This window comes from Collimonas sp. PA-H2 (genome assembly GCF_002564105.1).
GTDB lineage: Bacteria > Pseudomonadota > Gammaproteobacteria > Burkholderiales > Burkholderiaceae_D > Collimonas.
Genome location: NZ_PDBX01000001.1, coordinates 1,726,156 through 1,751,639, shown reverse-complemented (window position 1 = coordinate 1,751,639; position 25,484 = coordinate 1,726,156). Strand labels below are relative to the sequence as shown.

The window sequence follows — 25,484 nt, the reverse complement described above, 5'->3', positions numbered from 1 at the left end:
GCCGGCGCCGTGCTTGTCAGGCCGGATAGAGCGCCCCCAGGATGCGTGAACCACGCGCTCCAGTCACCAATGGCAGATTGCCAGGCAAGCGCTGGTCGAACCGCAGCGCCAGCCAGGCGAACGCTATCGCCTCGACATGGTTGGGGGCGATACCCAGCGCCGCGGTCGATTGCACGTTTGCCTTCAGGCCGTGGCTTTGCAGCGCCTGCGCCAGCTGCGTCATCAGATAAGGGTTATAGGCGCCGCCGCCGCAAACATATACCGTTTCCGCCGCTGGCGCGTGCTGCGCAATCGCATCGGCGATGGTGCTGGCGGTCAGTACGGCCAAAGTTGCCTGGACATCGGCCGGGCTCAACTTCAGTTGCGCCGCATGTCCCAATTGCTTGTCCAGCCAGGCCGCATGGAACAGGTCGCGGCCGGTGCTCTTGGGTGGCGCGGCGGCAAAATACTCTTCCTTGCGCATCTGCGCCAGCAAGACCGCCGAGGGCTGGCCACCGGCTGCCCACTTGCCGCCTTCATCGTAATCCTTGTCGTGATGACGTTTGATCCACAAGTCCATCAGGACATTACCCGGTCCGGTGTCGAAGCCGATGACGTCGCGGTTCCCGTTCTCCTCCGCAGCGCCATGCAGGACGCTGATGTTGCCGATGCCGCCGATATTCACCACCACCCGGGTTTGCGCCGGGTCGGCGAACACCGCCTGGTGAAAAGCCGGCACCAGAGGCGCGCCCTGGCCGCCGGCGGCGACGTCGCGGCTGCGGAAATCGGCAATGACGTCGATGCCGGTGAGCTCCGCCAGCAGCGAGGGGTTGTTGGCCTGGCGCGTAAAGCCGAGCTCGGGACGATGGCGGATGGTCTGGCCGTGGACGCCGATCGCGCGGATCTGGGTTGGCTGCACGCCGGCCTCCGCCAGCAGCCGCTCGACGCAGGCGGCGTAGTGCGCGGCCAAGGTATTGGCCACCAGCGCTTCGCGTTCGATCTCGTCATGGCCGGCGCTTTGCAAGGCCATCAGTTCGGCGCGCAGGCTGGCGGAAAAGGGCACGTAGGCCGAGGCGATGGTGGCGACGGGTTGTTGCTGTGCCGGCGCAGCGGCAAAAGCGGTGATGACGCCATCGACGCCATCCAGGCTGGTGCCGGACATCAGGCCAATATACAAATCACTGCGCAGATCGCTGGGGGAATGTGGAGTGGACATAATAAAACCGTTGTGAGATCGCTTGATTTTACTAGCGCTCCGACAACGGTTCTATGTTTATCCGGTAATGACGTTAAAAATTACTTTGACGCCAGTTTGGTAGCGGGCGCCGCCGCTGTTGCCTGGCTGCCGCTCAGCAGGTTGAAACGATGGGTGATATCCGCCGCCACCGTCTTGAAACGCTGCAGCTCGGCGCCGGCCAGCGGGCTGGCGGTAGGCACTACCACCGACAGCGGATCGCGCGGCTCGTTGGCGACCCGGAATTCATAGTGCAGATGCGGGCCGGTGGCCCAGCCGGTCATGCCGACATAGCCGATGACGTCGCCCTGGCTGACCTTGCCGCCTTTGCGCGAGGTCGGCGCGAAGCGGCTCATGTGCGCGTACACGGTTGAATACTTGCTGTCGTGCTTGATGATGACGACGTTGCCGTAGCCGCTTTCGACGCCGGCGAAGTCAATCACACCATCGGCGGTGGCATGGATGGGCGTGCCCGTTGCGGCGGCGAAGTCAACACCGGTGTGCTTCTTCCACTTGCCGAGGATGGGGTGGACGCGCATCGAGAAGCCGGAAGAAATGCGGGTGAAGGTCAGCGGCGATTTCAGGAATGCCTTTTTCAGCGATTTGCCGTCGAAACCGTAGTAGCCGCCCTGGCCGCTGCTATCCGGATCATCGAACCAGACTGCCTGGAACGGCTTGCCGCCGTTGACGAATTCGCCGGCCAGGATACGGCCGGCGCGCAGGAACTGACCGTCTTGCCAGAATGTTTCGTAAGCGACATTGAAATGGTCGCCACGTTTCAGGTCGGAGGCAAAGTTGATGTTGGTGCCGAACATGGCGACAATCTGCGACGCCACGCTGTCCGGAATATCGGCTGCATCGGTGGCGGCGAACAGCGAGGAGCGGATCACGCCCGTATGCATTTCGACGCGGCGCTCGACGGTCGGTGTTTCTTCGGCAACGCTGAACTTGTCGCCATCGCGCCGGACCAGCAGGTTCTTGGGTGAATTGTCGCGGCCGTCGGCCATGGTGGCACGTAACATTTGCAATTGGCCATCATTGCTGGTCTGCGCCTGCACCGCGGTGCCCGGTTTCAGGCGCAGCATGGCGCGCGCACTGCTGTCGGACTTGATGAAGCTGGCCGCCTCATCGTCGTCCACGCCCAGCCGCGTCAACAAGGCCGCCAGGGTATCGCCGGCGCGCATCTTGTCTTCGGCAACATACAACTGTTGCTGGGCTTCAAGCTTGGCAATCTGCTCACTCAGGCTGGGCAATTCCAGTTCCGCGGAAATCGCTCGTACAGGGATATCGTCAGGATCCGTTGGCAACGGTGCAACACCGGCCGCGCCAAAGGCGACCAAGGTCAACAGCACGGCGGAAGCGGAGACAATACGGGTTTTACGTGAGGAATCAGTAAACAGGACGGGTATCTGCTTGAAAAACGGCTTGATACTGGACCGCAAGTTGATGATTTTATCTTTGAGAGACATGCAATACGTTAAAATTTGCCGTTTGCTACCGATTCTTGTGTTGTTGTTTGATTGAACGACTTGCGGCGGGATTAAAAGGATCAGGGATTATACCTTAGCCCATCCAGGCAAACTGTAGGACTAGTCTGATTTATCGTAACCCTATGTAGCCCCTGCATTTCCTGCCCTTGGCAGCACAAGCGCTACTCTTTTTAGATTTTTAGATTTCATTTTCGCTGGACTTTTACTTCCTATGGCTCACGATTCTCAAAACGCATCACCGCAAGCAGGCGCTGCTGCTGAAAACACCCCTCTGGTGCTGTCGGACCGGACCCAGGAGGCGCTGGCGATCACCAAGCGCGGCGTCGACGAACTGCTGATCGAGAGCGATTTTGCGCGCAAGCTGCAGCGCTCCGAACAAAGCGGCAAGCCGCTGCGCATCAAGCTGGGCCTGGATCCGACCGCGCCCGATCTGCATCTCGGCCATACCGTGGTGCTGAACAAGATGCGCCAGCTGCAGGACCTCGGCCACAACGTGATTTTCCTGATCGGTGACTTCACCTCGATGATCGGCGATCCATCCGGCCGCAACATCACGCGGCCGCCGCTGACGCGCGAACAGATCGAAGAAAACGCCAAGACTTATTTTGCCCAGGCCAGCCTGGTGCTGGATCCGGCCCGCACTGAAATCCGCTACAACTCGGAATGGTCGGACCAGCTCGGCGCGCGCGGCATGATCCAGCTGTCGGCCAAATACACGGTGGCGCGCATCCTGGAACGCGAGGACTTCACCAAGCGTTACAAGGCCGGTACGCCGATCTCGGTGCACGAACTGCTGTACCCGCTGATGCAGGGCTACGATTCGGTGGCGCTGGAATCCGACCTGGAGCTGGGCGGCACCGACCAGAAATTCAATCTGCTGGTGGGGCGCGAGCTGCAAAAGGATTACGGCCAGGAGCCGCAATGCATCTTGACCATGCCGCTGCTGGAAGGCCTGGACGGGGTCGAGAAGATGTCCAAGTCCAAGGGCAATTACATCGGCATCACCGAGCCGGCCAACACTATGTTCGCCAAGGTCATGAGCATTTCCGACGTCATGATGTGGCGCTACTACGAGCTGCTGTCGTTCAAGTCGCTGGCGCAGATCGCGGCTTACAAGACGCAGGTCGAGGGCGGCCAGAATCCGCGCGACATCAAGGTTGCGCTGGCGCAGGAAATCGTGGCGCGCTTCCATAACCAGCAGGCGGCGGAAGAGGCCTTGAACGATTTCAATAATCGCGCCAAAGGCGGGATTCCGGACGACATTCCCGAGCTGACCTTGAGCGGCGCGCCGCTCGGCATCGGCCAGTTGCTGAAGCAAGCCAATCTTTGCCCGTCGACCTCGGAAGCGTTACGCATGGTGGAGCAGGGCGGAGTGCGGATTGATGGTGCGGTGATCAGCGACAAGGGTTTGAAAGTCGATGCGGCAACCTTCGTGATACAGGTCGGCAAGCGCAAGTTCGCGCGCGTTACCCTGACCGCATGATCGCCCTGCTGCAACGGGTCAGCCACGCCAGCGTGGTGGTCGACGGCGCCACGGTCGGCGCCATCGAAGCCGGCCTGATGGTGCTGCTGTGCGCCGAGCGCGGCGACAGCGAAAAGCAGGCCGATGCCTTGCTCGCCAAGCTGCTGGCTTATCGCGTGTTCAGCGACGATGCCGGCAAGATGAACCGCAGCGTCAGCGACGTCGGCGGCGGCCTGCTGCTGGTGCCGCAGTTTACGTTGGCGGCGGATACGCAATCCGGCACCCGGCCTTCCTTCACGCCGGCAGCGGCGCCGGAAGACGGCCGTCGCCTGTTCGATTATTTCGTGCGCCAGGCCGGCAGCAGCCATGCGCAGGTGCAGACCGGCCAGTTTGGCGCTGACATGAAAGTGTCGCTCACCAATGACGGTCCGGTGACCTTCTGGCTGCAGGTAAAACCGCCGGTCGCTAAAGCGTAATCTGTTTTTGCTGTAGTCTGGCAGTCTGAATTTATCGACGGGAGCTTGCCATGAAACTCTGGAGCAATTCTTTTAAGGACGGCGCCTATATCCCTGGCGAATTCGCGTTCGCCGTGAGCCATCCGGAAACCCATATCAGCTTGTCGGCCAACCGCAATCCCCACTTTGCCTGGAGCCAGTTGCCGGCCGCCACGCAATCGCTGGTGCTGATCTGCCACGATCCCGACGTGCCCTCGCGCGGCGACGACGTCAACCAGGACGGCAAGACGGTCGCGGCGGATTTGCCGCGCGTCGACTTTTTCCACTGGCTGCTGCTGGACCTGCCGCCGGCCACCACATCGATTGCCGCCGCCGCATTCAGCGATGGCGTCACGCCGCGCGGCAAGCCAGGCCCGGAAATCCAGAACAGCCCAAGCCTGCGCCACGGCTTGAATGACTATACCGGCTGGTTTGCCGGCGATGCGGCGATGAGCGGCGACTACTTCGGCTATGACGGTCCTTGCCCGCCGTGGAACGATGAAATCGTCCACCGCTATATCTTCACCTTGTACGCCCTCAGCATTCCGCGCCTGGCAGTGACCGGCAAATTCACCGGCGCGCAAGTGCTGGCGGCCATGCACGGCCACATCCTGGCGGAGGAAGCCATGGTCGGTCTATATACCTTGAATCCGGCTTTATAGCCCTTATGGCCCTATTTGTACCTGCAGAAAATTTATGGCAACTACTGAAATTTTATTGATACGCCACGGCGAAACGGACTGGAATCTGGAGCGCCGCCTGCAGGGCCATCTCGACATCCCGCTTAACCAGGTCGGCGAACGCCAGGCGCTGGCGCTGGCTCGCAGCCTTGACGGCATCGCACTCGACGCGGTCTTCAGCAGCGATCTGCAGCGCGCCCGGCAAACCGCGGTTCCGCTGGCAGCCGCACGTAATCTACCCCTGCGACTCGACGCCGGTTTGCGTGAGCGCTGCTACGGCGCGCTGGAAGGCCTGCGCTATCCGGAAGCGGCGCAGCGCTTTCCTGAGGCTTACGCGGCCCTGATGGAGCGCGCGGTCGACTATCGTTATCCGGCCGGAGTGCATGCGGCGGAAACCATGCGCGAGTTTTATGAACGAGCGGTAAGCACCTTGCTGGTTGTGCTGAACCCAGGCGTCTTGGCGCGGATTGCGATAGTCGCCCATGGCGGCGTGCTCGACTGCATTTACCGTTTCGCCAATCAGTTGCCGCTGGAGCAGCCGCGCAGCTGCGATATTTTCAACGCCAGCATCAATCGCCTGAGTTGGAATCCGGATTGGGCGCAGCCTTTGCGCGTGGATGGCTGGGCCGAAATGGTCCATCTGGACGAGCTGGCGCTGGACGAAATCGATCGCTGACCTTGTTGGCATGCAGATAAGCAAAAACCCTTGCCAACCCGCATTTTATTGCTGTAGATCAACATCGTGAAACTGCTATAAATCTGTATAAGCTGTATTCAAAACAGTTGTGATAAAGGCAGCGCGCTTGTGCTAATCTTGCTGACAAGAACTAAAACAACAGTGGGACCGCCAGCATGAAACTTAATCTCTTTCCCTCTTGGGCGCAGCGTACTGCTGACTCCGAGTTATCGGTGGAATCGACCACGGGGAAAAAGGCTGCCGCGGGGCCTGTCGCCGCTAACCTGAATGAAGAGCAACTGGCGCTGGTCGGCGTCTTGCACCAGCTGCTGCAAACCCTGCCGCAAGCCTATAGCGGCCGTGAAAGCGTCAAGCGCCTGTGCCAGATGATCTTGCCGGCCAGTCCGCATATCCGGCTGGTCTGGGTCGGGTTTTGCCAGGATGACTCGGAGGCGGCAATCAAGCCGACCGCGATCGTCGGCAAGGCTCTGGGAGAATCGGATCATTGGCAGCTGTCCAAGGACTGTTTTGATTACGTTGCGCCGTTTGCCCAGGAAGCCGACTGGGAAGCCGGCCACGACAGCGACTTCCAGTCATTGTTTGCGCCTTGGCAAGCCCATCCGGAAAAATGTTCCGCCAAGGCGGCGCTGGCGATACCGCTGCGCTCGGAAAAAGCCCGCATGCACGGCATGATGGTGTTTTATGCCGACCGGCATGATTATTTTGCCGACACCGGGTACGCTTCGTTCCAGGCTTTCGGCCATGTCTGCGAGGTGATCTGGAAACAGTCCAACCTGTCGCATCTGCTGACGCGGCAAGCCCAGCTCGATTCGTTGACGGGCTTGCTGACGCGGCGCCGCATTGTCCATGTCTATGAAGAAGCGGTGGCCGCCACCGCGACCGACGAATCGCCGCTGTCGATTCTTTATTGCCAGCTGGACGAGTTTCACAAGATCAATGATCTCTACGGCTGGGCCGTGGCCGACAATATCTTGGCGGCGTTTGCCAAGGATACCGGCGGACAGCTGCGCAAGAGCGACAGCGGCGGCCGCTGGAATGCCACTGAATTCCTGTATGTGTTGCCGGCGACCGACACGGTGGATGCCGAAAATCTGGCCGCAGCCTTCCTTGGCCATTTCAAGCATCATCCGGTGAATATCGAAAACTGGTCGATCCGGCTGGCGCTCTCGGTAGGAGTGGCCACCTATGGCGCCGATGGCCGCGGGCTCGACGAACTGATCCATTACGCTACCCAGCATCTACACAGCTCCAGTACGGTAGCCGAAGACGAGCTCTAAAGTACACACCGAGAATAACCCGCGTGCGGCGGCAATCGCGATAAAATGACGCCTTTCCCGCTGCAACTCATCTCGAGCTTTCGATACCGCCATGAATATTGGCCCTTATTTCCTGCGCAACAATGTTTTTGTGGCACCGATGGCTGGTGTCACGGACAGGCCGTTCCGGCAGCTCTGTAAAGAGCTGGGCGCCGGCTATGCGGTGTCGGAAATGGCTGCCTCCAATCCGCGCCTGTGGCAGACCGAGAAGACTTCGCGCCGCATCAACCACGATGGCGAGATGGAGCCGCGGGCGGTGCAGATCGCCGGCGCCGATCCGCAGATGCTGGCGGAATGTGCAAAATACAATGTTGACCACGGTGCGCAAATCATCGATATCAACATGGGTTGTCCGGTCAAGAAAGTCTGCAACAGCTGGTGCGGTTCGGCATTGTTGCAGGACGAGCAACTGGTGGCGCGTATCCTGGAAGCGGTGGTGGGCGCGGTCGATGTCCCTGTGACGCTGAAATTCCGCACCGGCTGGGATCGTCTCAACAAGAATGCCTTGAATATTGCGCGGCTGGCGGAAGCCAGCGGCATCGCCATGCTGACCTTGCATGGGCGTACGCGCGCCGACGGTTACAGCGGCGACGCCGAATACCAGACGATTGCGGCCGTCAAGGCCGCTGTGGCTATCCCGGTAGTCGCCAACGGCGACATCACGACGCCGGAAAAGGCGCGTCAGGTGCTGGAATACACCAAGGCCGACGCCATCATGGTCGGCCGCGCGGCGCAGGGCCGGCCCTGGATTTTCCGCGAGATCGAGCATTACCTGCGCACCGGCGCATATTTGCCGGCGCCGCTAGTGGCGGAAGTGCAACAACTGATGGATGAACATCTGCGCGCGCATTACGGATTCTATGGGGATTACCTGGGCGTCCGCACCGCCCGCAAGCACATTGGCTGGTATGTGCGCGATTTGCCGGGCGGCGAGGCATTCCGGCAACGCATGAACCTGCTGGAAGATTGCGGCCAGCAGCTGGCTGCAGTAAATAGCTTCTTCGAATCGCAGTTTGCGTTTGGGGAGCGGTTACAATACGGGGTGGCCGAGCAGATGGCGGCCTGAATCAGATCAACAAAAAACAGGACTGGGTGGGATCTCCAGCAAGCTGGCCGCGGCAACAGTGTGGCAAAAGTGTGGCGCTGCAGGAGTTCCGGCCCGGATCTTAAAAAAAGAATAGTAAAAAAGAATGAGTAAAGAAAGTATCCAAGACGTGGTAAAGCAAAGCCTTGAAAAGTATTTCAAGGATTTGGGCGAACAGCCGCCGTCGAATGTCTACGACATGGTGATTTCCACGGTTGAAAAACCGGTGTTGGAAGCCGTGATCGCGCGCGCCGAAGGCAACCAGTCGCATGCCGCCGAGATGTTGGGCATCAATCGCAACACCCTGCGCAAGAAATTGCAGCAGCACGGTCTTTTGTAATTTGTAATTTGTAATTTGTAATTTGTAGTTTTGCGTTGCCGGACGCCAGGTGCGCCGGTCACGCCCGATCAAGCAGGTTTTAGCAACACCAGGCTGCCATTCCCGCCATCGGGGGCAGCGCGTTCCGCCCGAAGCGGTTTTCCAGCTGAGCTTATCCGCAGTCCGCCTTTTCGTCATTCATCATCTTCCTGAGTTTTCACTATGATCAAACAAGCCCTCATTTCCGTATCCGATAAAACCGGGATACTCGATTTCGCAAAAGAGTTGTCGGCGCTGGGTGTGAACATTCTGTCGACCGGCGGCACTGCCAAGCTGCTGGCTGATAACGGCATCAAGGTCACGGAAGTGGCGGACTATACCGGCTTCCCGGAAATGCTCGACGGCCGCGTCAAGACCCTGCACCCGAAAGTGCACGGCGGCATCCTGGCGCGGCGCGATTTCCCTGAGCATGTGGCGGCGCTGGCGCAGCACCAGATTCCGGTGATCGACATGGTGGTGGTCAACCTGTATCCGTTCCAGCAGACCATCGCCAAGGAACAGTGCTCGCTGGAAGATGCGATCGAGAATATCGACATCGGCGGTCCTGCCATGCTGCGCTCTTCGGCCAAGAACCATAAGGACGTCATCGTCCTGTGCGATCCCAGCGATTACGCCGGCGTGCTGGCCGAGCTGAAGGCGCATGACGGTGAAGTCGGCTACGGCACCAAGTTTGCGCTGGCCAAGAAAGTCTTTGCCCACACCGCGCAATACGACGGCGCGATCACCAATTACTTTACCTCGCTGGGCGAAGACAAGCAGCACACCACGCGCAGCGCCTATCCGGCGACCTTGAACCTGCATTTTGAAAAAGTGCAGGAAATGCGCTACGGCGAAAACCCGCACCAGTCGGCGGCGTTCTACCGCGACACCCGCCATGTCGAAGGCGCGCTGGCCAACTACAAGCAATTGCAGGGCAAGGAGCTGTCCTACAACAACATCGCCGATGCCGACGCCGCCTGGGAATGCGTCAAGACCTTCAGCGACACCGCCTGCGTCATCATCAAGCACGCCAATCCCTGTGGCGTCGCCATCGGCGGCAATCCGCTGGAAGCCTACAGCAAGGCGCTGCAAACCGATCCGACCTCGGCGTTTGGCGGCATCATCGCCTTCAACCAGGAGCTCGACGGCAATGCCGCCGAAGCCGTCGCCAAGCAATTCGTCGAAGTGATCATTGCGCCATCCTTCACCGAGCAAGCCAAGCAGATCTTTGCCGCCAAGCAAAACGTGCGCTTGCTGGAAATTCCGTTGGCGCATGCGATCAATCTGCATGACTTCAAACGCGTCGGCGGCGGTTTGCTGGTGCAGTCGCCGGATGCCCGCAATGTCGCCTTGAGCGAGCTGAAAGTCGTCAGCAAGAAGCAGCCGACCCAGCAGCAGCTGCAGGACCTGATGTTTGCCTGGCGCGTCGCCAAGTTCGTCAAGTCGAATGCCATCGTGTTTTGCGGCAATGGCATGACCCTGGGTGTCGGCGCCGGCCAGATGAGCCGCGTTGATTCCGCCCGCATCGCTTCCATCAAGGCGCAGAATGCCGGCTTGTCGCTGGTCGGTTCGGCCGTGGCGTCGGACGCCTTCTTCCCGTTCCGCGACGGCCTCGACGTCGTGGTCGACGCCGGCGCCACCTGTGTGGTGCAGCCGGGCGGTTCGATGCGGGACCAGGAAGTGATCGATGCAGCGGACGAGCATGGCGTAGTCATGCTGCTGACCGGCACTCGTCATTTCCGTCACTAAGTAGCTGAGCAAGGCTTTGCCGCTTGCGGCAAGGCCGGCTCCAGAATATGAAAATCCTCGGTATCGACCCGGGTCTGCGGACCACCGGTTTTGGCATCATCGACAAGCAGGGCAACAAGCTCAGCTATATCGGCTCGGGCACCATCAAGACGCCGGACGCCGATCTGCCGCAACGCTTGAAGGTGATCCTGGCCAGCGTGTCGGAAGTGATACGCACCTATGCGCCGGATTGTTCGGCCATCGAGAAAGTCTTCGTCAACGTCAATCCACAATCCACTTTACTGTTGGGGCAGGCGCGCGGCGCGGCCATCTGCGCGTTAGTGAGCGCAGACTTGCCGGTGGCGGAATACACCGCCCTGCAGATCAAGCAGGCAGTCGCCGGCCATGGCAAGGCGCAAAAACAGCAGGTGCAAGACATGGTGCAACGCTTGCTGCAGTTGCCCGGCTTGCCCGGCACCGATGCCGCCGATGCGCTGGCGGTGGCGATTTGCCATGCCCATAGCGGCGATGCCTTGGCGCATCTGAGCGCGCTGGCGCCAGGCTTGGCCAAAAAAGGTTTGCGCGTGCGCGGCGGCCGGCTGGTTGGCTGAGCGGCGCTAAAAAATACGCAATTGTTTTTTATTGTTATGTCTAACTCTCCTCATATCCAGCCATCCCGGCGGTTCATCCCGCGCGATCAAGCTGCCTACTCCCTTCTTTATCTGCGATTTGTACCATTCTGGATGTCCAATACGGCGTCCAATTGTGAACCTTTGTTTCGGCAGGTTTGCCGCAAACACATGTGTATAGCTGAGAGCTGACATTTACAATTCTCGCTAAGTCCTTCATTTATTTGGTAATTCAATGTAAGAACATTCATTGCACATTGTCAGGTAGTAGCGCTAAGTCATTGACTTTACTCGAATATTTTCCAATTGCCCCCTGCTAAATGGCTTGACCTAGAATAGTGCATCCTCTAAAGTGGGTGAAAGTGTGGAAAAGTGTTTTTTTGTGGGGTGTTTTGCCGACTTGCAAAGAACTATTCTCAGGATTCAGCAGTAACCAACAGGAGCGTGTGCGGTGTTTCAGGGTGCGTCAGCATTAAATCTCGATGCGAAAGGACGGATGGCAGTGCCATCCAAGCATCGTGACGTGCTGACCATTCAGTGCGAGGGGCGGCTGACGCTGACCAAGCACCCGCATGGCTGCCTGTTGCTGTTCCCGCGCCCGGTGTGGGAGAGCCACCGCGAGCAGATCGCCGCCTGGCCTATGTCGGCGCGCGCCTGGCAGCGGATTTTCCTGGGCAATGCCTCGGACGTCGAACTCGATTCCGCCGGTCGGATTCTGGTGGCGCCGGAACTGCGTACGGCGGTCGGTCTGACGCGTGAGGTGATGCTGCTGGGCATGGGCAGCCATTTTGAGATTTGGGATGCAGCCAAACTGGCTGAGAGCGAGTCGCAAGCAGTTGCGGCTGGCATGCCCGAAGTGTTAAGTAATTTTTCGTTCTGACAGGCCCGCCATGAGTGAACCAGTGGTGCCCGAGTTCCAGCACCGCACCGTGTTATTGGATGAGGCTGTCAGTGCGCTGGCGATCGAGGGCGCGCGCGCCGACGGTATCTACGTCGACGGCACTTTCGGCCGCGGCGGCCACAGCCGCAAGATTTTAGAAAGCCTGGGTGAGCGCGGCCGTCTGATCGCGTTCGACAAGGACCCGCAAGCCATCGCCACCGCAGGCGCTATCGCCGATCCGCGTTTCGAGATCGTGCACGACAGTTTTGCGACGATGGCGCAGGCCCTGAGGGAAAGAGGCATACAACAAGTCGATGGCGTGCTGCTGGACCTGGGCATTTCATCGCCGCAGGTGGACGACGCCAGCCGCGGTTTCAGCTTTCGGGCTGATGGCCCGCTCGACATGCGGATGGATACGACGCGCGGCATATCGGCAGCAGAATGGCTGGCCAGCGCGGATGAACAAACAATCGGAAAGGTGGTACGTGATTATGGGGAAGAACGGTTTGCTGTTCAGATTGCAAAGGCGATTGTTGCTAGCCGGACAATCAAGCCCATTACTGGCACACGACAGCTTGCCCAGATCGTGGCAAACGCCGTCAAGACCCGCGAGAAAGGCAAAGACCCGGCCACTCGTACCTTTCAGGCTATACGGATTTTCATCAATAAAGAGCTTGAAGAACTCGAGATAGTACTGGACCAGGCATTTCGGCAGATGGGCCAGCAAGGGAGATTAGTCGTGATCAGCTTTCATTCGCTGGAAGACCGGATCGTCAAGCAGTTCCTGGCCTCGAAAGCCCGGCTGCCGCAGCCCGACCGTCGCCTGCCGATCCGTGCGGTCGACCTGCCGCAGCCGGAGCTGAAGCTGATCTCGCGCGTCAAGCCGTCGGATGCGGAAGTTGCTGAAAATCCGCGCGCCCGTTCCGCCATCATGCGGGTCGGTGAGCGCCTGGCCGTCAAAGAGGCGCAGGCATGAGCGGCCGCCTCAATTTCATCCTGGCGCTGGCGCTGGTGCTGTGCGCGCTGGCGCTGGTCAATGCCCAATACCAGGCGCGCCAGCTGTTCATCGAGCTGGAGCGGGCCGCCAGCCAGTCACGCCAGCTGGATATCGAATGGGCGCAATTGCAGCTGGACCAGTCGACCCTGGGCAAGAATGCCCGGATCGAGGCCAGCGCCACGCGCGACCTCAACATGGTGCCGCTGACCGCTGCGCGCACCCAATATCTCACGCTGGGGGATAAATGACGCGCAATCCCCCGCGCAGCTCCCATACCGGCCGTATCGCGGCCGGCAAGGGCGTGCCGTTTTCGGCCAGCCCGGTGCTGAAGGTCAAGCTGCCGGTATGGCGCTCGCGGGTGGTGCTGTTCGCCATGTTCGCGGCCTTCCTGGCGCTGATCGTGCGGGCTTTGTGGCTACAAGGGATTTCCACCGATTTCTTGCAAAAGCAGGGTGCTTCGCGCTATGCGCGCACGCTCGAACTGCCCGCCACGCGCGGCAAGATCACCGACCGCAACGGCCAGGTGCTGGCGTCGTCGGTGCCGGTCAAGGCGATCTGGGCGATTCCTGACGACGTCAAGGACGCGCCCAAAGAAAAATTGCAGGCGCTGGCCAAGCTGCTCGACATGAGCAACGCCGAGCTGAGCAAGAAGCTCGATTCCGACCGCAACTTCGTCTACCTCAAGCGCCAGGTTGAACAGGATATCTCTGACCAGATCGTCAAGCTCGGCATCGATGGCATAGAAACCCGCAAGGAATACAAGCGCTTCTATCCTGAAGGCGAGGTAGCGGCGCACGTGGTCGGCTTCACCAACGTCGAAGATGCCGGCCAGGACGGCATGGAACTGTCGCAGCAAAAAAACCTGGCGGGCGCCACCGGCAGCCGCCGGGTGATCAAGGACCGGCTGGGCCGCATCGTAGAAGATATCGAGGCGGTCAAGGAGCCGCATGACGGCAAAGACCTGGTGCTGTCGATCGACAGCAAGATCCAATACATTGCCTTCACCCAGCTCAAGGAAGCGGTCGAGAAATTCAAGGCCAAGGCAGGCGGCATCGTGGTGGTCGACGCCAAGAGCGGCGAAGTGCTGGCGCTGGCCAACCTGCCAAGCTATAACCCTAACGATCGCTCGGTACTGACCGGCGCGCAGCTGCGCAACCGCGTGATGACCGATACCTTCGAGCCTGGCTCGACCTTGAAGCCGTTTACAGTGGCGCTGGCGCTGGACACCAACCGGGTGCAGGCTACCACGACTTTCCAGGTGCCGGACAAGATGACCATAGGCACCGCGACCGTGGGCGATTCCCATCCGCATCCGGTGCAGACCATGAGCGTTGCCCAGATCATCCAGAAGTCGTCGAATATCGGCACTGCCAAGATCGCGCTGCAAATGCCGGCCGAAGAGATGTGGGAGATGTTTACCACCGTCGGCCTGGGCCAGCAGCCGAAATTCGGCTTCCCCGGCGCTGTCGCCGGCCGCGTGCGGCCGTTCAAGTCATGGCGTCCGATCGAACAGGCCACCATGAGCTACGGCCACGGCATTTCCGTATCGCTGATCCAGATGGCGCACGCATATACCATTTTTGCCCGCAACGGCGACCTGATACCGCTGTCGTTCCAGAAGGTGGCCGAGCCGCCGGTCGGCCAGCGCGTGGTCTCTGAAAAGACCGCGCTCACCATGCGCGCGATGCTGGAAAGAGTCACCGCGCCCGGCGGCACGGCGCCGAAAGCACAAGTGCCGGGCTACCGCGTCGGCGGCAAGACCGGTACTGCCTATAAGATCGAAGGCGGCAAGTATGTCAAAAAATACATTGCCGATTTCGTCGGCTTTGCGCCGGCTTCCGATCCGCGCCTGATTATTGCCGTCATGGTGGATGAGCCTGCGGTCGGCTCGCACTTTGGCGGCGACGTCGCCGCGCCGGTGTTTGCGACGGTGGCGGCGAATGCCTTGCGTGCGCTGAACGTGCCACCCGATTCCAGCGTCACCGACATCATCATCCCGACCGACGGTCCGCAGGAGAGCTTGTGACGACCTCCATGGCGAAACGATTGCAAGACATCCAGCAGTGGCTGGGCAGCGTTGCGCCGGCCGGCGCCGAGCTGGTGTCGGACTCGCGCAAGGTCAAGGCCGGCGACGTGTTTTTTGCCTATCCGGGCGATGCCGCGGATGGCCGCGCCTATATTGCGCAGGCGCTGAAAAATGGCGCTGCGGCGGTACTGTACGAGAGCGAAAAATTCAGCTGGGACGCAGCGTGGACGGCTGCACATCTGGCGGTAAGCGGGCTGAAGCAACTGTCCAGCCAGATTGCGGCTGCCTACTATCAGCAGGCCGACAAGGACATGCTGGTGGTGGCCGTCACCGGCACCAATGGCAAGACTTCCTGCAGCCAGTGGCTGGGACACGCGTTGTCGCATCTGGGGCAGGCTACCGGCGTGATCGGTACGCTCGGCACGGGCGTCTATGCACAGGGCCAGCGCGGCGAATTTGAAGAAACCGGCAATACCACCCCGGACGCGCTGCTGCTGCAGCAGACCTTGAGCGCCATGCGCAAGCAAGGCGTCAAGGCGTTGGCGATCGAGGCATCCTCGATCGGCCTGGAGCAAGGGCGCCTGAACGGCATGCATGTCGACATCGCCCTGTTCACCAATTTCACCCGCGACCATCTGGATTACCACGGCGACGAGCAGCACTATGAAGCCGCCAAGCGCATATTGTTCGATTGGCCGGGTTTGCAGCAGGCTGTGATCAATCTGGATGACGACATGGGCTTGCGCCTGGTCAGCCATCTGCAGAAAAAGAAGCGGGCCATTCCCGTGATCGGCTATACCTGCGCCGAACTGGATGCGCCGGCGGAGGTTGCCGTCCTGCGCGCCTCGGCGATCCGCACCAGCGCCAGCGGCACCGTTTTCCACGTCGAATCGCCATTCGGTTCCGGGCAGTTGAAGACGCAGCTGGTGGGCCAGTTCAATGTCAGTAATGCACTGGGTATCCTGGGCGTGCTGCTGGCCCATGGCATTGAATGGAAGGCAGCGCTCTATGCGATTGAACTGTTGGTCGCCGTGCCGGGTCGAATGCAGCAATTCGGCGGCCAGGATGCGCCGTTGATCGTGATCGATTATGCCCACACGCCGGATGCGCTGGAAAAGACCTTGAGTACGCTGCGCCAGGTTGCACAGCAACGCAATGGCGAATTGTGGTGCGTATTCGGTTGCGGCGGCGATCGCGATCCCGGCAAGCGGCCGCAGATGGGCGCCGTGGCGGAACTGGCGGATCACGTCATCGTCACCAGCGACAATCCGCGCGGCGAAGAGCCGGCCGCCATCATCCGCCAGATTCTGGCTGGAATGAAGGCGCCGCAGGAAGCGCAGGCTTTGGAAGACCGCGCTGCGGCGATCCTGTGGGCGGTACGTCACGCGGCCAAGGCCGACGTCGTGCTGCTGGCAGGAAAAGGACATGAAACATATCAGGAAATCAAAGGAAAGAAATTGCCGTTTTTAGACGCCGACCATACTGCCCTGGCGCTCGCCGCGCGGGCGACGATGAAGGGCGGCAGCCTATGAATACCACATTGGCGCAACTGCAGTCGTGGCTGGGCTTGCCTGCCAGCGCGGGCGCCGCCGGCCAGACTGTGATCAGCGGCTTGTTCACGGACAGCCGTGCGGTGATCCCGGGTTCCGTGTTCGTCGCCTTGCGCGGCGAGCGTTTTGACGCCCACGATTTCCTCGATCAGGTCATCGCCCAGGGCGCCGCCGCGGTAGTGGTCGAGCAAGCTCCCGCCGGCCTGACGGTGCCGGCGCTGGTGGTGAGCGATAGCCGGCTGGCCTTGGGCACGATAGGGCAGCGCTGGCGCCAGCAGTTCAGGCTGCCGCTGATCGCCGTCACCGGCAGCAACGGCAAGACCACCGTCAAGGAAATGATCGCCGCGATCCTGGTCGCGGCTTTTGGCGTTGACAAGTCACTGGCAACACGCGGCAATTTCAATAACGAGATCGGCGTGCCGCTGACCTTGTTGCGGTTGCAAGCGGAGCATCAGGCCGCCGTGATTGAGCTGGGTATGAACCATCCCGGCGAAATCGCCGTGCTGACGGCGCTTGCCGAACCGACTGTCGCTCTGGTCAACAATGCCCAGCGCGAACATCAGGAGTTCATGGCCAGCGTCGAAGCCGTTGCCGAGGAAAACGGCAGTGTGATCCGCGGCCTGGCGGCCAACGGCATTGCGGTTTTCCCTGCGGATGATCCGTATACCGGCCTGTGGCGCAGCTATAGCGCCAAGGGCGGCAGCCTGACTTTCGGCCTGACGCCGGCGGCGGACGTCCATTGCAGCTACAGCAATGGCGCCGACGGTTTCGGCAGCGACCTGACGGTGAGCGTTCCCGGCCAGCCTTCGTTCCTGGTGCAACTGGCGGCTGCCGGCGAGCACAATGTACGCAATGCGCTGGCGGCCATTGCCTGCACGCTGGCGATCGGCGTCGACACCGCGGCCATCACGCGCGGCCTGGAATCGTTCGCGCCAGTCAGCGGCCGCCTGCAACGCAAGCTGGCCACCCACGCAAGCTGCGCCGGCGCGCTGGTGATCGACGATACCTACAACGCCAATCCGGATTCGGTGCGGGCCGCGATCGACGTCCTGGCGCAGGCTGCCACACCGCGTCTGCTGGTGCTGGGCGAGATGGGCGAAGTCGGCAACGACGGCCGCCAGTTCCACCATGAAATCGGCGCTTACGCGCAACAACGCGGTATTACGCAACTGTTCACGCTGGGTGAGATGGCGGCCGAGGCGAGTGTCGCCTTCGGCCCCCAGGCCCGGCACTTTACCGACATCGCAGCGTTGCTAGCCGCGCTCGATGTCGCCATGACACCGAATACGACCGTGCTGGTCAAAGGCTCGCGCTTCATGAAAATGGAGCGCGCCGTCCGGCACCTGGTTGGCACAACATCCGAGGGGACTCACTAACATGCTGCTATGGCTGGCACAAAATTTTCAGCAGGATTTCAGTTTCCTGCGCGTCTTCACCTTCATCACGTTTCGCGCGGTGTTCGCGACCCTGACGGCGCTGATGATCGGCCTGATCGCGGGACCGGGCGTGATCCGCATGCTGGCGCGCCTCAAGGTCGGCCAGGCGGTGCGTACCGACGGCCCGCAGACGCACCTGATCAAGTCCGGCACGCCGACCATGGGCGGCGTCCTGATCCTGATCGCGATCGGCATTTCGACCCTGCTGTGGAGCGATCTCGGTAACCGTTTCGTCTGGATCGTGTTGATCGTGACGCTCGGCTTCGGCACCATCGGCTGGGTCGACGACTATCGCAAGGTGGTCTACAAGGATCCGAACGGCATGCGTTCGCGCGAAAAATATTTCTGGCAATCGGTGATCGGCGTGGTCGCCGCGATCTACCTGGCGTTCTCGGTGTCGGCGCCGAACAATACCCAGGTCTGGGATTTGTTCGTGGCCTGGGTCGAATCCGGCTTCAGCCTCGACCTGCCGCCCAAGGCTGACCTGATCGTGCCCTTCTTCAAGACCGTCAGCTATCCGCTGGGCGTGTGGGGTTTCATGGCCTTGACCTATTTCGTGATTGTCGGCACCAGCAACGCCGTCAACCTGACCGATGGCCTGGATGGCCTGGCGATCATGCCGACCGTGATGGTCGGTGCGGCGCTGGGATTGTTCGCCTACCTGACCGGCAACGTCACTTTCGCCAAATACCTGCTGATCCCGCATATCCCGGGCGCCGGCGAACTGCTGATTTTCTGCGGCGCCATGGCCGGCGCCGGACTCGCTTTCCTCTGGTACAACGCCTATCCGGCGCAGGTATTCATGGGCGATGTCGGCGCGCTGGCCCTGGGCGGCGCCCTTGGCACGGTGGCCGTCATCGTGCGTCAGGAAATCGTGCTGTTCATTATGGGCGGTATTTTCGTGGTTGAAACTTTGTCGGTGATGTTGCAGGTAATCTATTTCAAGTACACCAAGAAGCGCTTCGGCGTCGGCCGCCGGGTGCTGCTGATGGCGCCTTTGCACCATCACTATGAACAAAAGGGCTGGAAGGAAACGCAGGTTGTGGTGCGTTTCTGGATCATCTCGATGATGCTGGTGTTGTTTGGGCTTTCAACTCTGAAGTTAAGGTAGTGGGCAGTACAAATGAACTATACGGGTAAACATGTTCTGGTATTAGGGCTTGGAGAATCGGGCCTGGCATCCGCTTTGTGGCTGGCACATTGCGGTGCGACCGTGCGCGTGGCGGATACCCGCAGTGCGCCCGAAAGGTTGCCGCTGTTGCAGCAGGCCATTCCGGACGTGGAATTTTGCGGTCCCGATGAGAATGCTGAAGCGGGCTTTGCCGTCAGCCTGTTGGACGGTATCGATTTTGCCGTCACCAGCCCGGGCCTGGCGCCGGCACGCGAGCTGAAAGACATCCTGTCTGCCGCCACTGATCGCGACATCCCGGTATGGGGTGAAATCGAAGTATTCGCCCAAGCCCTGGCGGCATTGCGCGAGAGCCAGGGCTATGCGCCGAAAGTGATTGCCATCACCGGCACCAACGGCAAGACCACCGTCACCAGCCTGACCGGCCTGCTGTGCGAACGCGCCGGCTTGACCGTGCAGGTTGCCGGCAATATCAGCCCGGCTGCACTGGATGTCTTGCGCAGCGCGCTGGAGCGCGACGCCTTGCCCCAGGTCTGGGTGCTGGAACTGTCCAGCTTCCAGCTGCATGCTACCTGCGGCCTGCACGCCGATGCTGCGACCATTCTGAACATCACCCAGGATCACCTGGATTGGCACGGCGACATGGCGTCCTATGTCGCCGACAAGGCGCGTATCTTCAGCGCCAATACCGTGCGCGTGCTGAACCGCGACGATCCCTTGACGATGCAGTTCGCCAACGGCAACAGCATCAGCTTCGGTTTCGATGAACCGCATGAAGGCGATTGCTTTGGACTGGTCAGCGACAATGGCATGCAATGGCTGTCGGTCGCGGTGCCCGGCGACGAAGAAGAGCGCGTCGAGAAGCGGCGCAACAAGAAAGAACAGCTGGCCTTGCTGCCGGTGACGGTCAAGCGCCTGATGCCGGCCGACGCCTTGCGCATCCGCGGCCGCCATAATGCCGCCAATGCGCTGGCGGCGCTGGCCCTGTGCCGCGCGATCGACTTACCGTTTGCTCCTTTGTTGCACGGCTTGCGTGAATACCATGGCGAACCGCATCGGGTGGAGCTGGTGACCACCATCGGCGGCGTGGAATACTACGACGACAGCAAGGGCACCAATGTCGGCGCCACGGTTGCCGCGCTGAACGGCTTGGGGCGCGGTTGCGACGGCGATGGCGCGGGCGCCAATCCTAGCCGTTTGCTGCTGATCGCCGGTGGCGACGGTAAAGGACAGGATTTTGCACCGCTGGCGGCGCCGCTGGCGGCCTACGGCCGGGCGCTGCTGCTGATCGGCCGCGACGCGCCGGCAATTCGCGCCGCGGTGGAAAGCACGGCTGGCGCACTGGAAATCGTCGACTGCGTGACGCTGGAAGAAGCCGTGACCCGCGCGGCAGAACTGGCCCATCCTGGCGACGCCGTGCTGCTGTCGCCGGCCTGCGCCAGTTTCGACATGTTCCGCAACTATGCGCACCGGGCGCAGGTGTTCGTCGATGCCGTGCGCGAACTGGCCTTGTCGCGCGGCGAGGTCGGACTATGAAATTCGCTTTTCCATCATTTTCAGGCAAGCCTGCGGACAGCCCGGCAAGCAATGCTGCGCCGCGGCCGCGTGCGCTCGACAGCCAGAAGCCTGGCGTCCAGCGTTCGAAAATGATGGAATACGACCAGCCGCTGGTGTGGGTGGTGATCATCCTGATGCTGTTCGGCCTGGTGATGGTGTATTCGGCCTCGATCGCCTTGCCGGATTCGCCCAAGTATTCGAACTACACGAATGCCCATTTCCTGGTGCGCCAGGCGATCTTCATCTGTGTCTCGCTGGTGGCCGGCCTGGTGACCTTCCGCATTCCGATCGCCACCTGGCAGCGTTGGGCGCCCTATCTGTTCGTGGTCACTCTGATCCTGCTGGCGATGGTGCTGGTGCCGGGCCTGGGGCGCGGCGTCAACGGCGCCAAGCGCTGGCTGTCGTTCCGCGTCTTCAATCTGCAGCCTTCGGAACTGATGAAGCTGTTCATCGTGCTGTACGCCGCCAACTACACGGTGCGCAAGCAGGAAGTGATGCACAAGCTGACCAAGGGATTCCTGCCGATGACGGCGGCGGTCGGCCTGGTCGGCCTGCTGCTGATGCTGGAGCCGGACCTGGGCGCGCTCGGCGTGATCGTCTGCATCGCCATGGGAATCCTGTTCCTGGGCGGGATCAACGGCATCTGGTTTGGCGGCATCGGCGCTATGTTGGCAGGCATGTTTACGCTGGTGATCTGGCTGTCGCCATGGCGCCGCGAGCGGATATTCGCTTATCTGAATCCGTGGGCAGAAGAAAATGCCCTGGGCAAGGCTTACCAGCTGTCGCACTCGCTGATTGCCTTCGGCCGCGGCGAGTTGTTTGGCGTCGGTCTCGGCGCCAGCGTCGAAAAACTGCACTATTTGCCGGAAGCACATACCGACTTCCTGCTGGCGGTGATCGGCGAAGAGCTGGGGTTTGCCGGCGTGCTGGTGGTGGTGATGCTGTTTTACTGGATTATCAAACGCTCCTTTGAAATCGGCCGCCAGGCGATCGCGATGGAACAGACTTTCGCCGGCCTGACAGCCAAGGGCATCGGCATCTGGATCGGCGTGCAGACCTTCATCAACATGGGCGTCAACCTGGGCTTGCTGCCGACCAAGGGCTTGACCTTGCCGCTGATGAGCTACGGCGGTTCCGGCGTGCTGATCAACTGCATCGGCCTGGCGATCCTGCTGCGCATCGATTATGAAAACCGGGTTCTGATGCGCGGAGGCCGGGCATGAGCATGCATCAAAAACGTCTCGTCATCATGGCGGCGGGTACCGGTGGCCACATATTTCCGGGCCTGGCGATTGCCGAGACCATGCGCGCGCGCGGCTGGCAAGTCAGCTGGCTGGGCACCACGCATGGCATGGAATCCGACCTGGTGCCGCAGCATGGCATCGAGATGGACAAGATTGTGTTTGCGGGTTTGCGCGGCAAAGGATTGGCGCATACCGTGCGCGGCACCTGGCGGATGTTGCTGAGTTTTCCGGCTTGCTTCGGCATCCTGGGTCGGCGCCAGGCTGATGTCGTGCTGGGCATGGGCGGCTATGTGACGGTGCCGGGCGGCGCCATGGCGCGTTTGCGCGGCGTGCCGCTGGTGCTGGTGAATGCCGACGCGGCCTTGCTGCTGTCGAACAAAACCTTGACACCATTGGCGCAGCGCGTGCTGTTCGGTTTCCCTGCCGATTTTGGCAAGGCGGCCAGCAAGGCGCTGGTCACCGGCAATCCGGTGCGCAAGGAAATCCTGGCGCTGCCTTTGCCGGAGCAGCGCTACAGCGGGCGCATCGGTTCCTTGCGTCTGCTGGTAGTGGGCGGCAGTCTCGGCGCCAAGGCCTTGAATGATTGCTTGCCGGCGGCGCTAGCGTTGATCCCCGCCGAGCTGCGGCCAAGCGTCACGCATCAGTCGGGCAAACAGCATATCGAGGCCTTGCGCAGCGCTTATGCGGCGGCAGGGGTGACGGCGGAAGTGGTGGCGTTCATCGACGACATGCCGCGCCGCTACGCCGATGCCGACCTGGTGATTTGCCGAGCCGGGGCGATCACGGTGTCGGAACTGACCGCGGCAGGCATCGCCAGCGTATTGGTGCCGCTGGTGGCTTCCACCACCTCGCATCAGCGCGACAATGCGCGCTGGATGGCGACGCAGAAGGCGGCGATTCATTTGCCGCAAACGGATTTAAGCAAAGAGCGCCTGGCCGCGTTGTTGACGCGGATCTCGCGTCAGGACTGCCAAACGATGGCGCAGGCAGCGTATGAAAACGGCCGGCGCGATGCGAACGAAGCAATCGCGCAGGTTTTAGAAGAATTGGCAGGTCCGCAGTGAGTACATCATGAAACATAAAGTCAAAAATATCCATTTCGTAGGAATCGGCGGCAGTGGCATGAGCGGCATTGCCGAGGTGCTGCTGAATCTCGGCTATACCATTTCCGGTTCCGATCTCGGCGACAATGCGGCGACGCGCCGACTGGCAGGACTGGGCGCCAAGGTCAGCCGCGGCCACGCTGCCAAGCATATCGACCAGGCCCACGCCATCGTCACATCGACCGCGGTGCAGGCCGATAATCCAGAAGTCGTCGCGGCCCGCGAAAGGCATATCCCCATCGTGCCGCGCGCGGTCATGCTGGCGGAACTGATGCGCCTCAAGCGCGGCATCGCCATCGCAGGCACCCACGGCAAGACCACCACCACCAGCCTGGTGGCAAGCGTGCTGGCGCAGGGCGGACTGGATCCAACCTTTGTGATCGGCGGCCGTCTCACCAGCGCCGGCGCCAACGCCAAGCTCGGTTCCGGCGACTTTATCGTGGCCGAAGCCGATGAATCGGATGCCTCGTTCCTGAATCTGTCGCCGGTGATCGAGGTGATCACCAATATCGACGCCGATCATATGGATACCTATGATCACGATTTCGGCAAGCTGAAGCAGGCTTTTGTAGAGTTTACCCAGCGGCTGCCGTTCTACGGCGTGGCCGTGCTGTGTATGGATGACGCCAATGTGCGTGAAATCATGCCGCAGATTTCCAAGCTGATCACCACCTATGGCTTCCACGAAGAAGCCGATGTGCGTGCGATCGACGCCAAGGCGGTCGGCGGGCACATGCAGTTCACCGTGATCCAGAAAGGCTATGCGGCGATGCCGATCAGCCTGAACCAGCCTGGCATGCACAATGTGCAGAACGCTTGCGCGGCGATTGCGATTGCGCGTGAACTGGGCGTCGCCGACAGCGCGATCCAGCAGGCGTTGACCGAGTTCAACGGCGTCGGCCGGCGCTTTACCCGCTACGGTGAAATCAAGCTGCAGGATGCCGCCGGCAAGCCCAGGGGCGAATTTGCGCTGGTCGACGATTACGGCCATCACCCGGTGGAAACCGCGGCCACCATCCAGGCGGCGCGCGGCGCCTATCCGGGACGGCGGCTGGTGCTGGTATTCCAGCCGCACCGCTATACCCGCACCCGTGATCTGTTTGAAGATTTTGTCAAAGTGCTGTCGACGGTCGACGTGCTGGTGCTGGCTGAAGTGTATGCCGCCGGTGAAGCGCCGATTGTCGCTGCCGACGGCCGCGCGCTGGCGCATGCCTTGCGGGTGGCTGGCATGGGCGAGCTGGTGTTTGTGGAAGATATCAACGACATGCCGGCATCGATCTTGAATATCGTCCGCGACGGCGACGTCGTGATGACCATGGGAGCCGGATCGATTAGCGGCGTACCCGGCAAGCTGGCGCAACTGGTAGAGCAATGAATATGAGTGATGCGATGAGCAAAAAAAAGACAGGTCATCAATTCGGAAAAGTCGGCGTGCTGTTCGGCGGCCGTTCGGCCGAGCGCGAAGTGTCCATCATGTCCGGCAACGGCGTGCTGAAGGCATTGAAAAGCCGCGGCGTCGACGCCTATCTATTCGATCCGGCCGAGCGCAGCTTGGCGGAACTGGCGGCGGAAAAATTCGACCGTGTGTTCATCGCCTTGCACGGCCGCTACGGCGAAGACGGCACGCTGCAAGGTGCGTTGGAACAGCTGGGCATTCCATATACCGGCCCGGGCGTGATGGCATCGGCGATCGCCATGGACAAGGTGATGACCAAGCGTGTCTGGCAAAGCGCTGGCTTGCCGACACCGCGCTTCCTGGTGCTGGATGCGCACAGCGCGACCCGCGAAGAGTTGCGCCAGGTGCCGGATGTGCTGGGCCTGCCGCTGATGCTGAAGGCGCCGCATGAAGGTTCGACCATCGGTATCGCCAAGGTCGCCGGCTATTCCGACATGAGCGAGGGTTTTGCCTTGTGCGCCAAGTACGATGAGGTGGTGCTGGCGGAAGAATTCATTCGCGGCCGCGAGCTGACGGTGCCGGTGCTGGGTGCCGGCCGTACAGCGCGCCCTCTGCCTATCGTCGAGATCCGCGCGCCTGAAGGCAATTACGACTATCAGCACAAGTATTTTACCGACGACACCAAGTATTTATGTCCGGCTCCGCTGGATGCCGCGCTGACCCAGCGCATTCAGGCGCTGGCGGTGCAGGCGTTCAGGGCGATCGGCTGCGAAGGCTGGGCGCGCGTCGACTTCATGCTGCGCGATGCGGATAACGAGCCGTTCCTGCTAGAGATCAATACTTCGCCAGGGATGACCGGCCATTCGTTGGTGCCGATAGCGGCCAAGGCGAACGGCGTCAGCTATGAAGACTTGTGCCTTGAAATCCTGGCTTCGGCGGCGCTCGACCTGGCGCCCACCGCGGACTGGAAGCCGGTATGAGCGGCCTGCAGAGAAAGAAGATTGAAAGAAATTAA

At 61.0% G+C, this 25,484-nt stretch carries 23 protein-coding genes; 21 read left to right on the top strand and 2 right to left on the bottom strand.

Annotated features, from left to right (window positions below):
* Positions 1–16: 16 nt before the first annotated feature.
* Together BCF11_RS07890 and BCF11_RS07885 are read right to left on the bottom strand one after the other, a co-directional pair.
* Positions 17–1,195: an anhydro-N-acetylmuramic acid kinase gene (locus BCF11_RS07890; protein ID WP_098494257.1), complete on the bottom strand. Its 1,179-nt coding sequence runs from the start codon at positions 1,193–1,195 to the stop codon at positions 17–19.
* An 80-nt stretch (positions 1,196–1,275) separates the two neighbouring features.
* The gene (locus tag BCF11_RS07885; RefSeq protein ID WP_098494256.1) at positions 1,276–2,682 is read right to left on the bottom strand and encodes a M23 family metallopeptidase; all 1,407 of its coding nucleotides are present in this window, start codon (positions 2,680–2,682) and stop codon (positions 1,276–1,278) included.
* A gap of 232 nt (positions 2,683–2,914) precedes the next feature.
* Between BCF11_RS07885 and tyrS the strand changes: the two genes are divergently transcribed.
* The 21 genes from tyrS to BCF11_RS07780 all read left to right on the top strand — a co-directional run bounded on the left by tyrS (position 2,915) and on the right by BCF11_RS07780 (position 25,449).
* Positions 2,915–4,186 carry a tyrosine--tRNA ligase gene (gene tyrS / locus BCF11_RS07880; RefSeq protein WP_098494255.1) on the top strand — a complete coding sequence of 424 codons (1,272 nt, stop codon included), beginning with the start codon at positions 2,915–2,917 and terminating at the stop codon, positions 4,184–4,186.
* The gene (dtd, locus tag BCF11_RS07875) at positions 4,183–4,641 is read left to right on the top strand and encodes a D-aminoacyl-tRNA deacylase (protein ID WP_098494254.1); all 459 of its coding nucleotides are present in this window, start codon (positions 4,183–4,185) and stop codon (positions 4,639–4,641) included. The genes tyrS and dtd overlap by 4 nt, the downstream gene beginning before the upstream one ends.
* Before the next feature lie 50 nt (positions 4,642–4,691).
* Entirely contained in the window at positions 4,692–5,321 is a 630-nt protein-coding gene (locus tag BCF11_RS07870) for a YbhB/YbcL family Raf kinase inhibitor-like protein (RefSeq protein WP_098494253.1), read from the top strand.
* 34 nt (positions 5,322–5,355) lie between these two features.
* On the top strand, positions 5,356–6,015 hold the full coding sequence (locus tag BCF11_RS07865; protein ID WP_098494252.1) for a histidine phosphatase family protein: 660 nt from the start codon (positions 5,356–5,358) through the stop codon (positions 6,013–6,015).
* A 176-nt stretch (positions 6,016–6,191) separates the two neighbouring features.
* Positions 6,192–7,313, top strand: a complete 1,122-nt coding sequence (locus BCF11_RS07860; RefSeq protein ID WP_098494251.1) for a GGDEF domain-containing protein — start codon at positions 6,192–6,194, stop codon at positions 7,311–7,313.
* A 91-nt stretch (positions 7,314–7,404) separates the two neighbouring features.
* Positions 7,405–8,418, top strand: coding sequence for a tRNA dihydrouridine synthase DusB (dusB, locus tag BCF11_RS07855; protein WP_098494250.1), 1,014 nt, complete (start codon positions 7,405–7,407; stop codon positions 8,416–8,418).
* Positions 8,419–8,542: 124 nt separating this feature from the next.
* On the top strand, positions 8,543–8,776 hold the full coding sequence (locus tag BCF11_RS07850) for a Fis family transcriptional regulator (protein ID WP_014007929.1): 234 nt from the start codon (positions 8,543–8,545) through the stop codon (positions 8,774–8,776).
* Between the two features lie 201 nt (positions 8,777–8,977).
* Positions 8,978–10,543, top strand: coding sequence for a bifunctional phosphoribosylaminoimidazolecarboxamide formyltransferase/IMP cyclohydrolase (purH, locus tag BCF11_RS07845; protein ID WP_098494249.1), 1,566 nt, complete (start codon positions 8,978–8,980; stop codon positions 10,541–10,543).
* 47 nt (positions 10,544–10,590) lie between these two features.
* Positions 10,591–11,133, top strand: coding sequence for a crossover junction endodeoxyribonuclease RuvC (gene ruvC, locus BCF11_RS07840; RefSeq protein ID WP_061944505.1), 543 nt, complete (start codon positions 10,591–10,593; stop codon positions 11,131–11,133).
* 469 nt (positions 11,134–11,602) lie between these two features.
* Positions 11,603–12,031 (top strand): division/cell wall cluster transcriptional repressor MraZ, encoded by a 429-nt coding sequence (mraZ, locus tag BCF11_RS07835; protein ID WP_098494248.1) that lies wholly within the window; start codon positions 11,603–11,605, stop codon positions 12,029–12,031.
* 10 nt (positions 12,032–12,041) lie between these two features.
* Positions 12,042–13,007: a 16S rRNA (cytosine(1402)-N(4))-methyltransferase RsmH gene (gene rsmH / locus BCF11_RS07830; RefSeq protein WP_098494247.1), complete on the top strand. Its 966-nt coding sequence runs from the start codon at positions 12,042–12,044 to the stop codon at positions 13,005–13,007.
* Positions 13,004–13,276: a cell division protein FtsL gene (gene ftsL, locus BCF11_RS07825; RefSeq protein ID WP_098494246.1), complete on the top strand. Its 273-nt coding sequence runs from the start codon at positions 13,004–13,006 to the stop codon at positions 13,274–13,276. Before rsmH ends, ftsL begins: the two co-directional genes overlap by 4 nt.
* Complete coding sequence (locus BCF11_RS07820; RefSeq protein ID WP_098494245.1) at positions 13,273–15,054, top strand: penicillin-binding protein 2; 1,782 nt, start codon at positions 13,273–13,275, stop codon at positions 15,052–15,054. The genes ftsL and BCF11_RS07820 overlap by 4 nt, the downstream gene beginning before the upstream one ends.
* 8 nt (positions 15,055–15,062) lie before the next feature.
* Positions 15,063–16,586, top strand: coding sequence for a UDP-N-acetylmuramoyl-L-alanyl-D-glutamate--2,6-diaminopimelate ligase (locus BCF11_RS07815; protein ID WP_098494244.1), 1,524 nt, complete (start codon positions 15,063–15,065; stop codon positions 16,584–16,586).
* On the top strand, positions 16,583–17,980 hold the full coding sequence (gene murF, locus BCF11_RS07810; RefSeq protein ID WP_098494243.1) for a UDP-N-acetylmuramoyl-tripeptide--D-alanyl-D-alanine ligase: 1,398 nt from the start codon (positions 16,583–16,585) through the stop codon (positions 17,978–17,980). The genes BCF11_RS07815 and murF overlap by 4 nt, the downstream gene beginning before the upstream one ends.
* Before the next feature lies 1 nt (position 17,981).
* Positions 17,982–19,151 carry a phospho-N-acetylmuramoyl-pentapeptide-transferase gene (gene mraY, locus BCF11_RS07805; RefSeq protein ID WP_098494242.1) on the top strand — a complete coding sequence of 390 codons (1,170 nt, stop codon included), beginning with the start codon at positions 17,982–17,984 and terminating at the stop codon, positions 19,149–19,151.
* Between the two features lie 12 nt (positions 19,152–19,163).
* Positions 19,164–20,705 carry a UDP-N-acetylmuramoyl-L-alanine--D-glutamate ligase gene (gene murD / locus BCF11_RS07800; protein ID WP_098494241.1) on the top strand — a complete coding sequence of 514 codons (1,542 nt, stop codon included), beginning with the start codon at positions 19,164–19,166 and terminating at the stop codon, positions 20,703–20,705.
* A 110-nt stretch (positions 20,706–20,815) separates the two neighbouring features.
* Positions 20,816–21,949: a putative lipid II flippase FtsW gene (gene ftsW, locus BCF11_RS07795; RefSeq protein ID WP_233212658.1), complete on the top strand. Its 1,134-nt coding sequence runs from the start codon at positions 20,816–20,818 to the stop codon at positions 21,947–21,949.
* Entirely contained in the window at positions 21,946–23,034 is a 1,089-nt protein-coding gene (gene murG, locus BCF11_RS07790) for an undecaprenyldiphospho-muramoylpentapeptide beta-N-acetylglucosaminyltransferase (RefSeq protein WP_098494239.1), read from the top strand. The genes ftsW and murG overlap by 4 nt, the downstream gene beginning before the upstream one ends.
* 7 nt (positions 23,035–23,041) lie before the next feature.
* Positions 23,042–24,448, top strand: a complete 1,407-nt coding sequence (gene murC / locus BCF11_RS07785; RefSeq protein ID WP_098494238.1) for a UDP-N-acetylmuramate--L-alanine ligase — start codon at positions 23,042–23,044, stop codon at positions 24,446–24,448.
* A 14-nt stretch (positions 24,449–24,462) separates the two neighbouring features.
* On the top strand, positions 24,463–25,449 hold the full coding sequence (locus BCF11_RS07780) for a D-alanine--D-alanine ligase (RefSeq protein WP_098497375.1): 987 nt from the start codon (positions 24,463–24,465) through the stop codon (positions 25,447–25,449).
* The last annotated feature ends 35 nt before the right edge of the window (positions 25,450–25,484 follow it).

Bases quoted from the DNA above. Each gene is read 5' to 3' on its own strand.
- BCF11_RS07890 (WP_098494257.1), bottom strand. From the start codon at position 1,195: ATGTCCACTCCACATTCCCCCAGCGATCTGCGCAGTGATTTGTATATT.
- BCF11_RS07885 (WP_098494256.1), bottom strand. From the start codon at position 2,682: ATGTCTCTCAAAGATAAAATCATCAACTTGCGGTCCAGTATCAAGCCG.
- tyrS (WP_098494255.1), top strand. From the start codon at position 2,915: ATGGCTCACGATTCTCAAAACGCATCACCGCAAGCAGGCGCTGCTGCT.
- dtd (WP_098494254.1), top strand. From the start codon at position 4,183: ATGATCGCCCTGCTGCAACGGGTCAGCCACGCCAGCGTGGTGGTCGAC.
- BCF11_RS07870 (WP_098494253.1), top strand. From the start codon at position 4,692: ATGAAACTCTGGAGCAATTCTTTTAAGGACGGCGCCTATATCCCTGGC.
- BCF11_RS07865 (WP_098494252.1), top strand. From the start codon at position 5,356: ATGGCAACTACTGAAATTTTATTGATACGCCACGGCGAAACGGACTGG.
- BCF11_RS07860 (WP_098494251.1), top strand. From the start codon at position 6,192: ATGAAACTTAATCTCTTTCCCTCTTGGGCGCAGCGTACTGCTGACTCC.
- dusB (WP_098494250.1), top strand. From the start codon at position 7,405: ATGAATATTGGCCCTTATTTCCTGCGCAACAATGTTTTTGTGGCACCG.
- BCF11_RS07850 (WP_014007929.1), top strand. From the start codon at position 8,543: ATGAGTAAAGAAAGTATCCAAGACGTGGTAAAGCAAAGCCTTGAAAAG.
- purH (WP_098494249.1), top strand. From the start codon at position 8,978: ATGATCAAACAAGCCCTCATTTCCGTATCCGATAAAACCGGGATACTC.
- ruvC (WP_061944505.1), top strand. From the start codon at position 10,591: ATGAAAATCCTCGGTATCGACCCGGGTCTGCGGACCACCGGTTTTGGC.
- rsmH (WP_098494247.1), top strand. From the start codon at position 12,042: ATGAGTGAACCAGTGGTGCCCGAGTTCCAGCACCGCACCGTGTTATTG.
- ftsL (WP_098494246.1), top strand. From the start codon at position 13,004: ATGAGCGGCCGCCTCAATTTCATCCTGGCGCTGGCGCTGGTGCTGTGC.
- BCF11_RS07820 (WP_098494245.1), top strand. From the start codon at position 13,273: ATGACGCGCAATCCCCCGCGCAGCTCCCATACCGGCCGTATCGCGGCC.
- BCF11_RS07815 (WP_098494244.1), top strand. From the start codon at position 15,063: ATGGCGAAACGATTGCAAGACATCCAGCAGTGGCTGGGCAGCGTTGCG.
- murF (WP_098494243.1), top strand. From the start codon at position 16,583: ATGAATACCACATTGGCGCAACTGCAGTCGTGGCTGGGCTTGCCTGCC.
- mraY (WP_098494242.1), top strand. From the start codon at position 17,982: ATGCTGCTATGGCTGGCACAAAATTTTCAGCAGGATTTCAGTTTCCTG.
- murD (WP_098494241.1), top strand. From the start codon at position 19,164: ATGAACTATACGGGTAAACATGTTCTGGTATTAGGGCTTGGAGAATCG.
- ftsW (WP_233212658.1), top strand. From the start codon at position 20,816: ATGATGGAATACGACCAGCCGCTGGTGTGGGTGGTGATCATCCTGATG.
- murG (WP_098494239.1), top strand. From the start codon at position 21,946: ATGAGCATGCATCAAAAACGTCTCGTCATCATGGCGGCGGGTACCGGT.
- murC (WP_098494238.1), top strand. From the start codon at position 23,042: ATGAAACATAAAGTCAAAAATATCCATTTCGTAGGAATCGGCGGCAGT.
- BCF11_RS07780 (WP_098497375.1), top strand. From the start codon at position 24,463: ATGAGCAAAAAAAAGACAGGTCATCAATTCGGAAAAGTCGGCGTGCTG.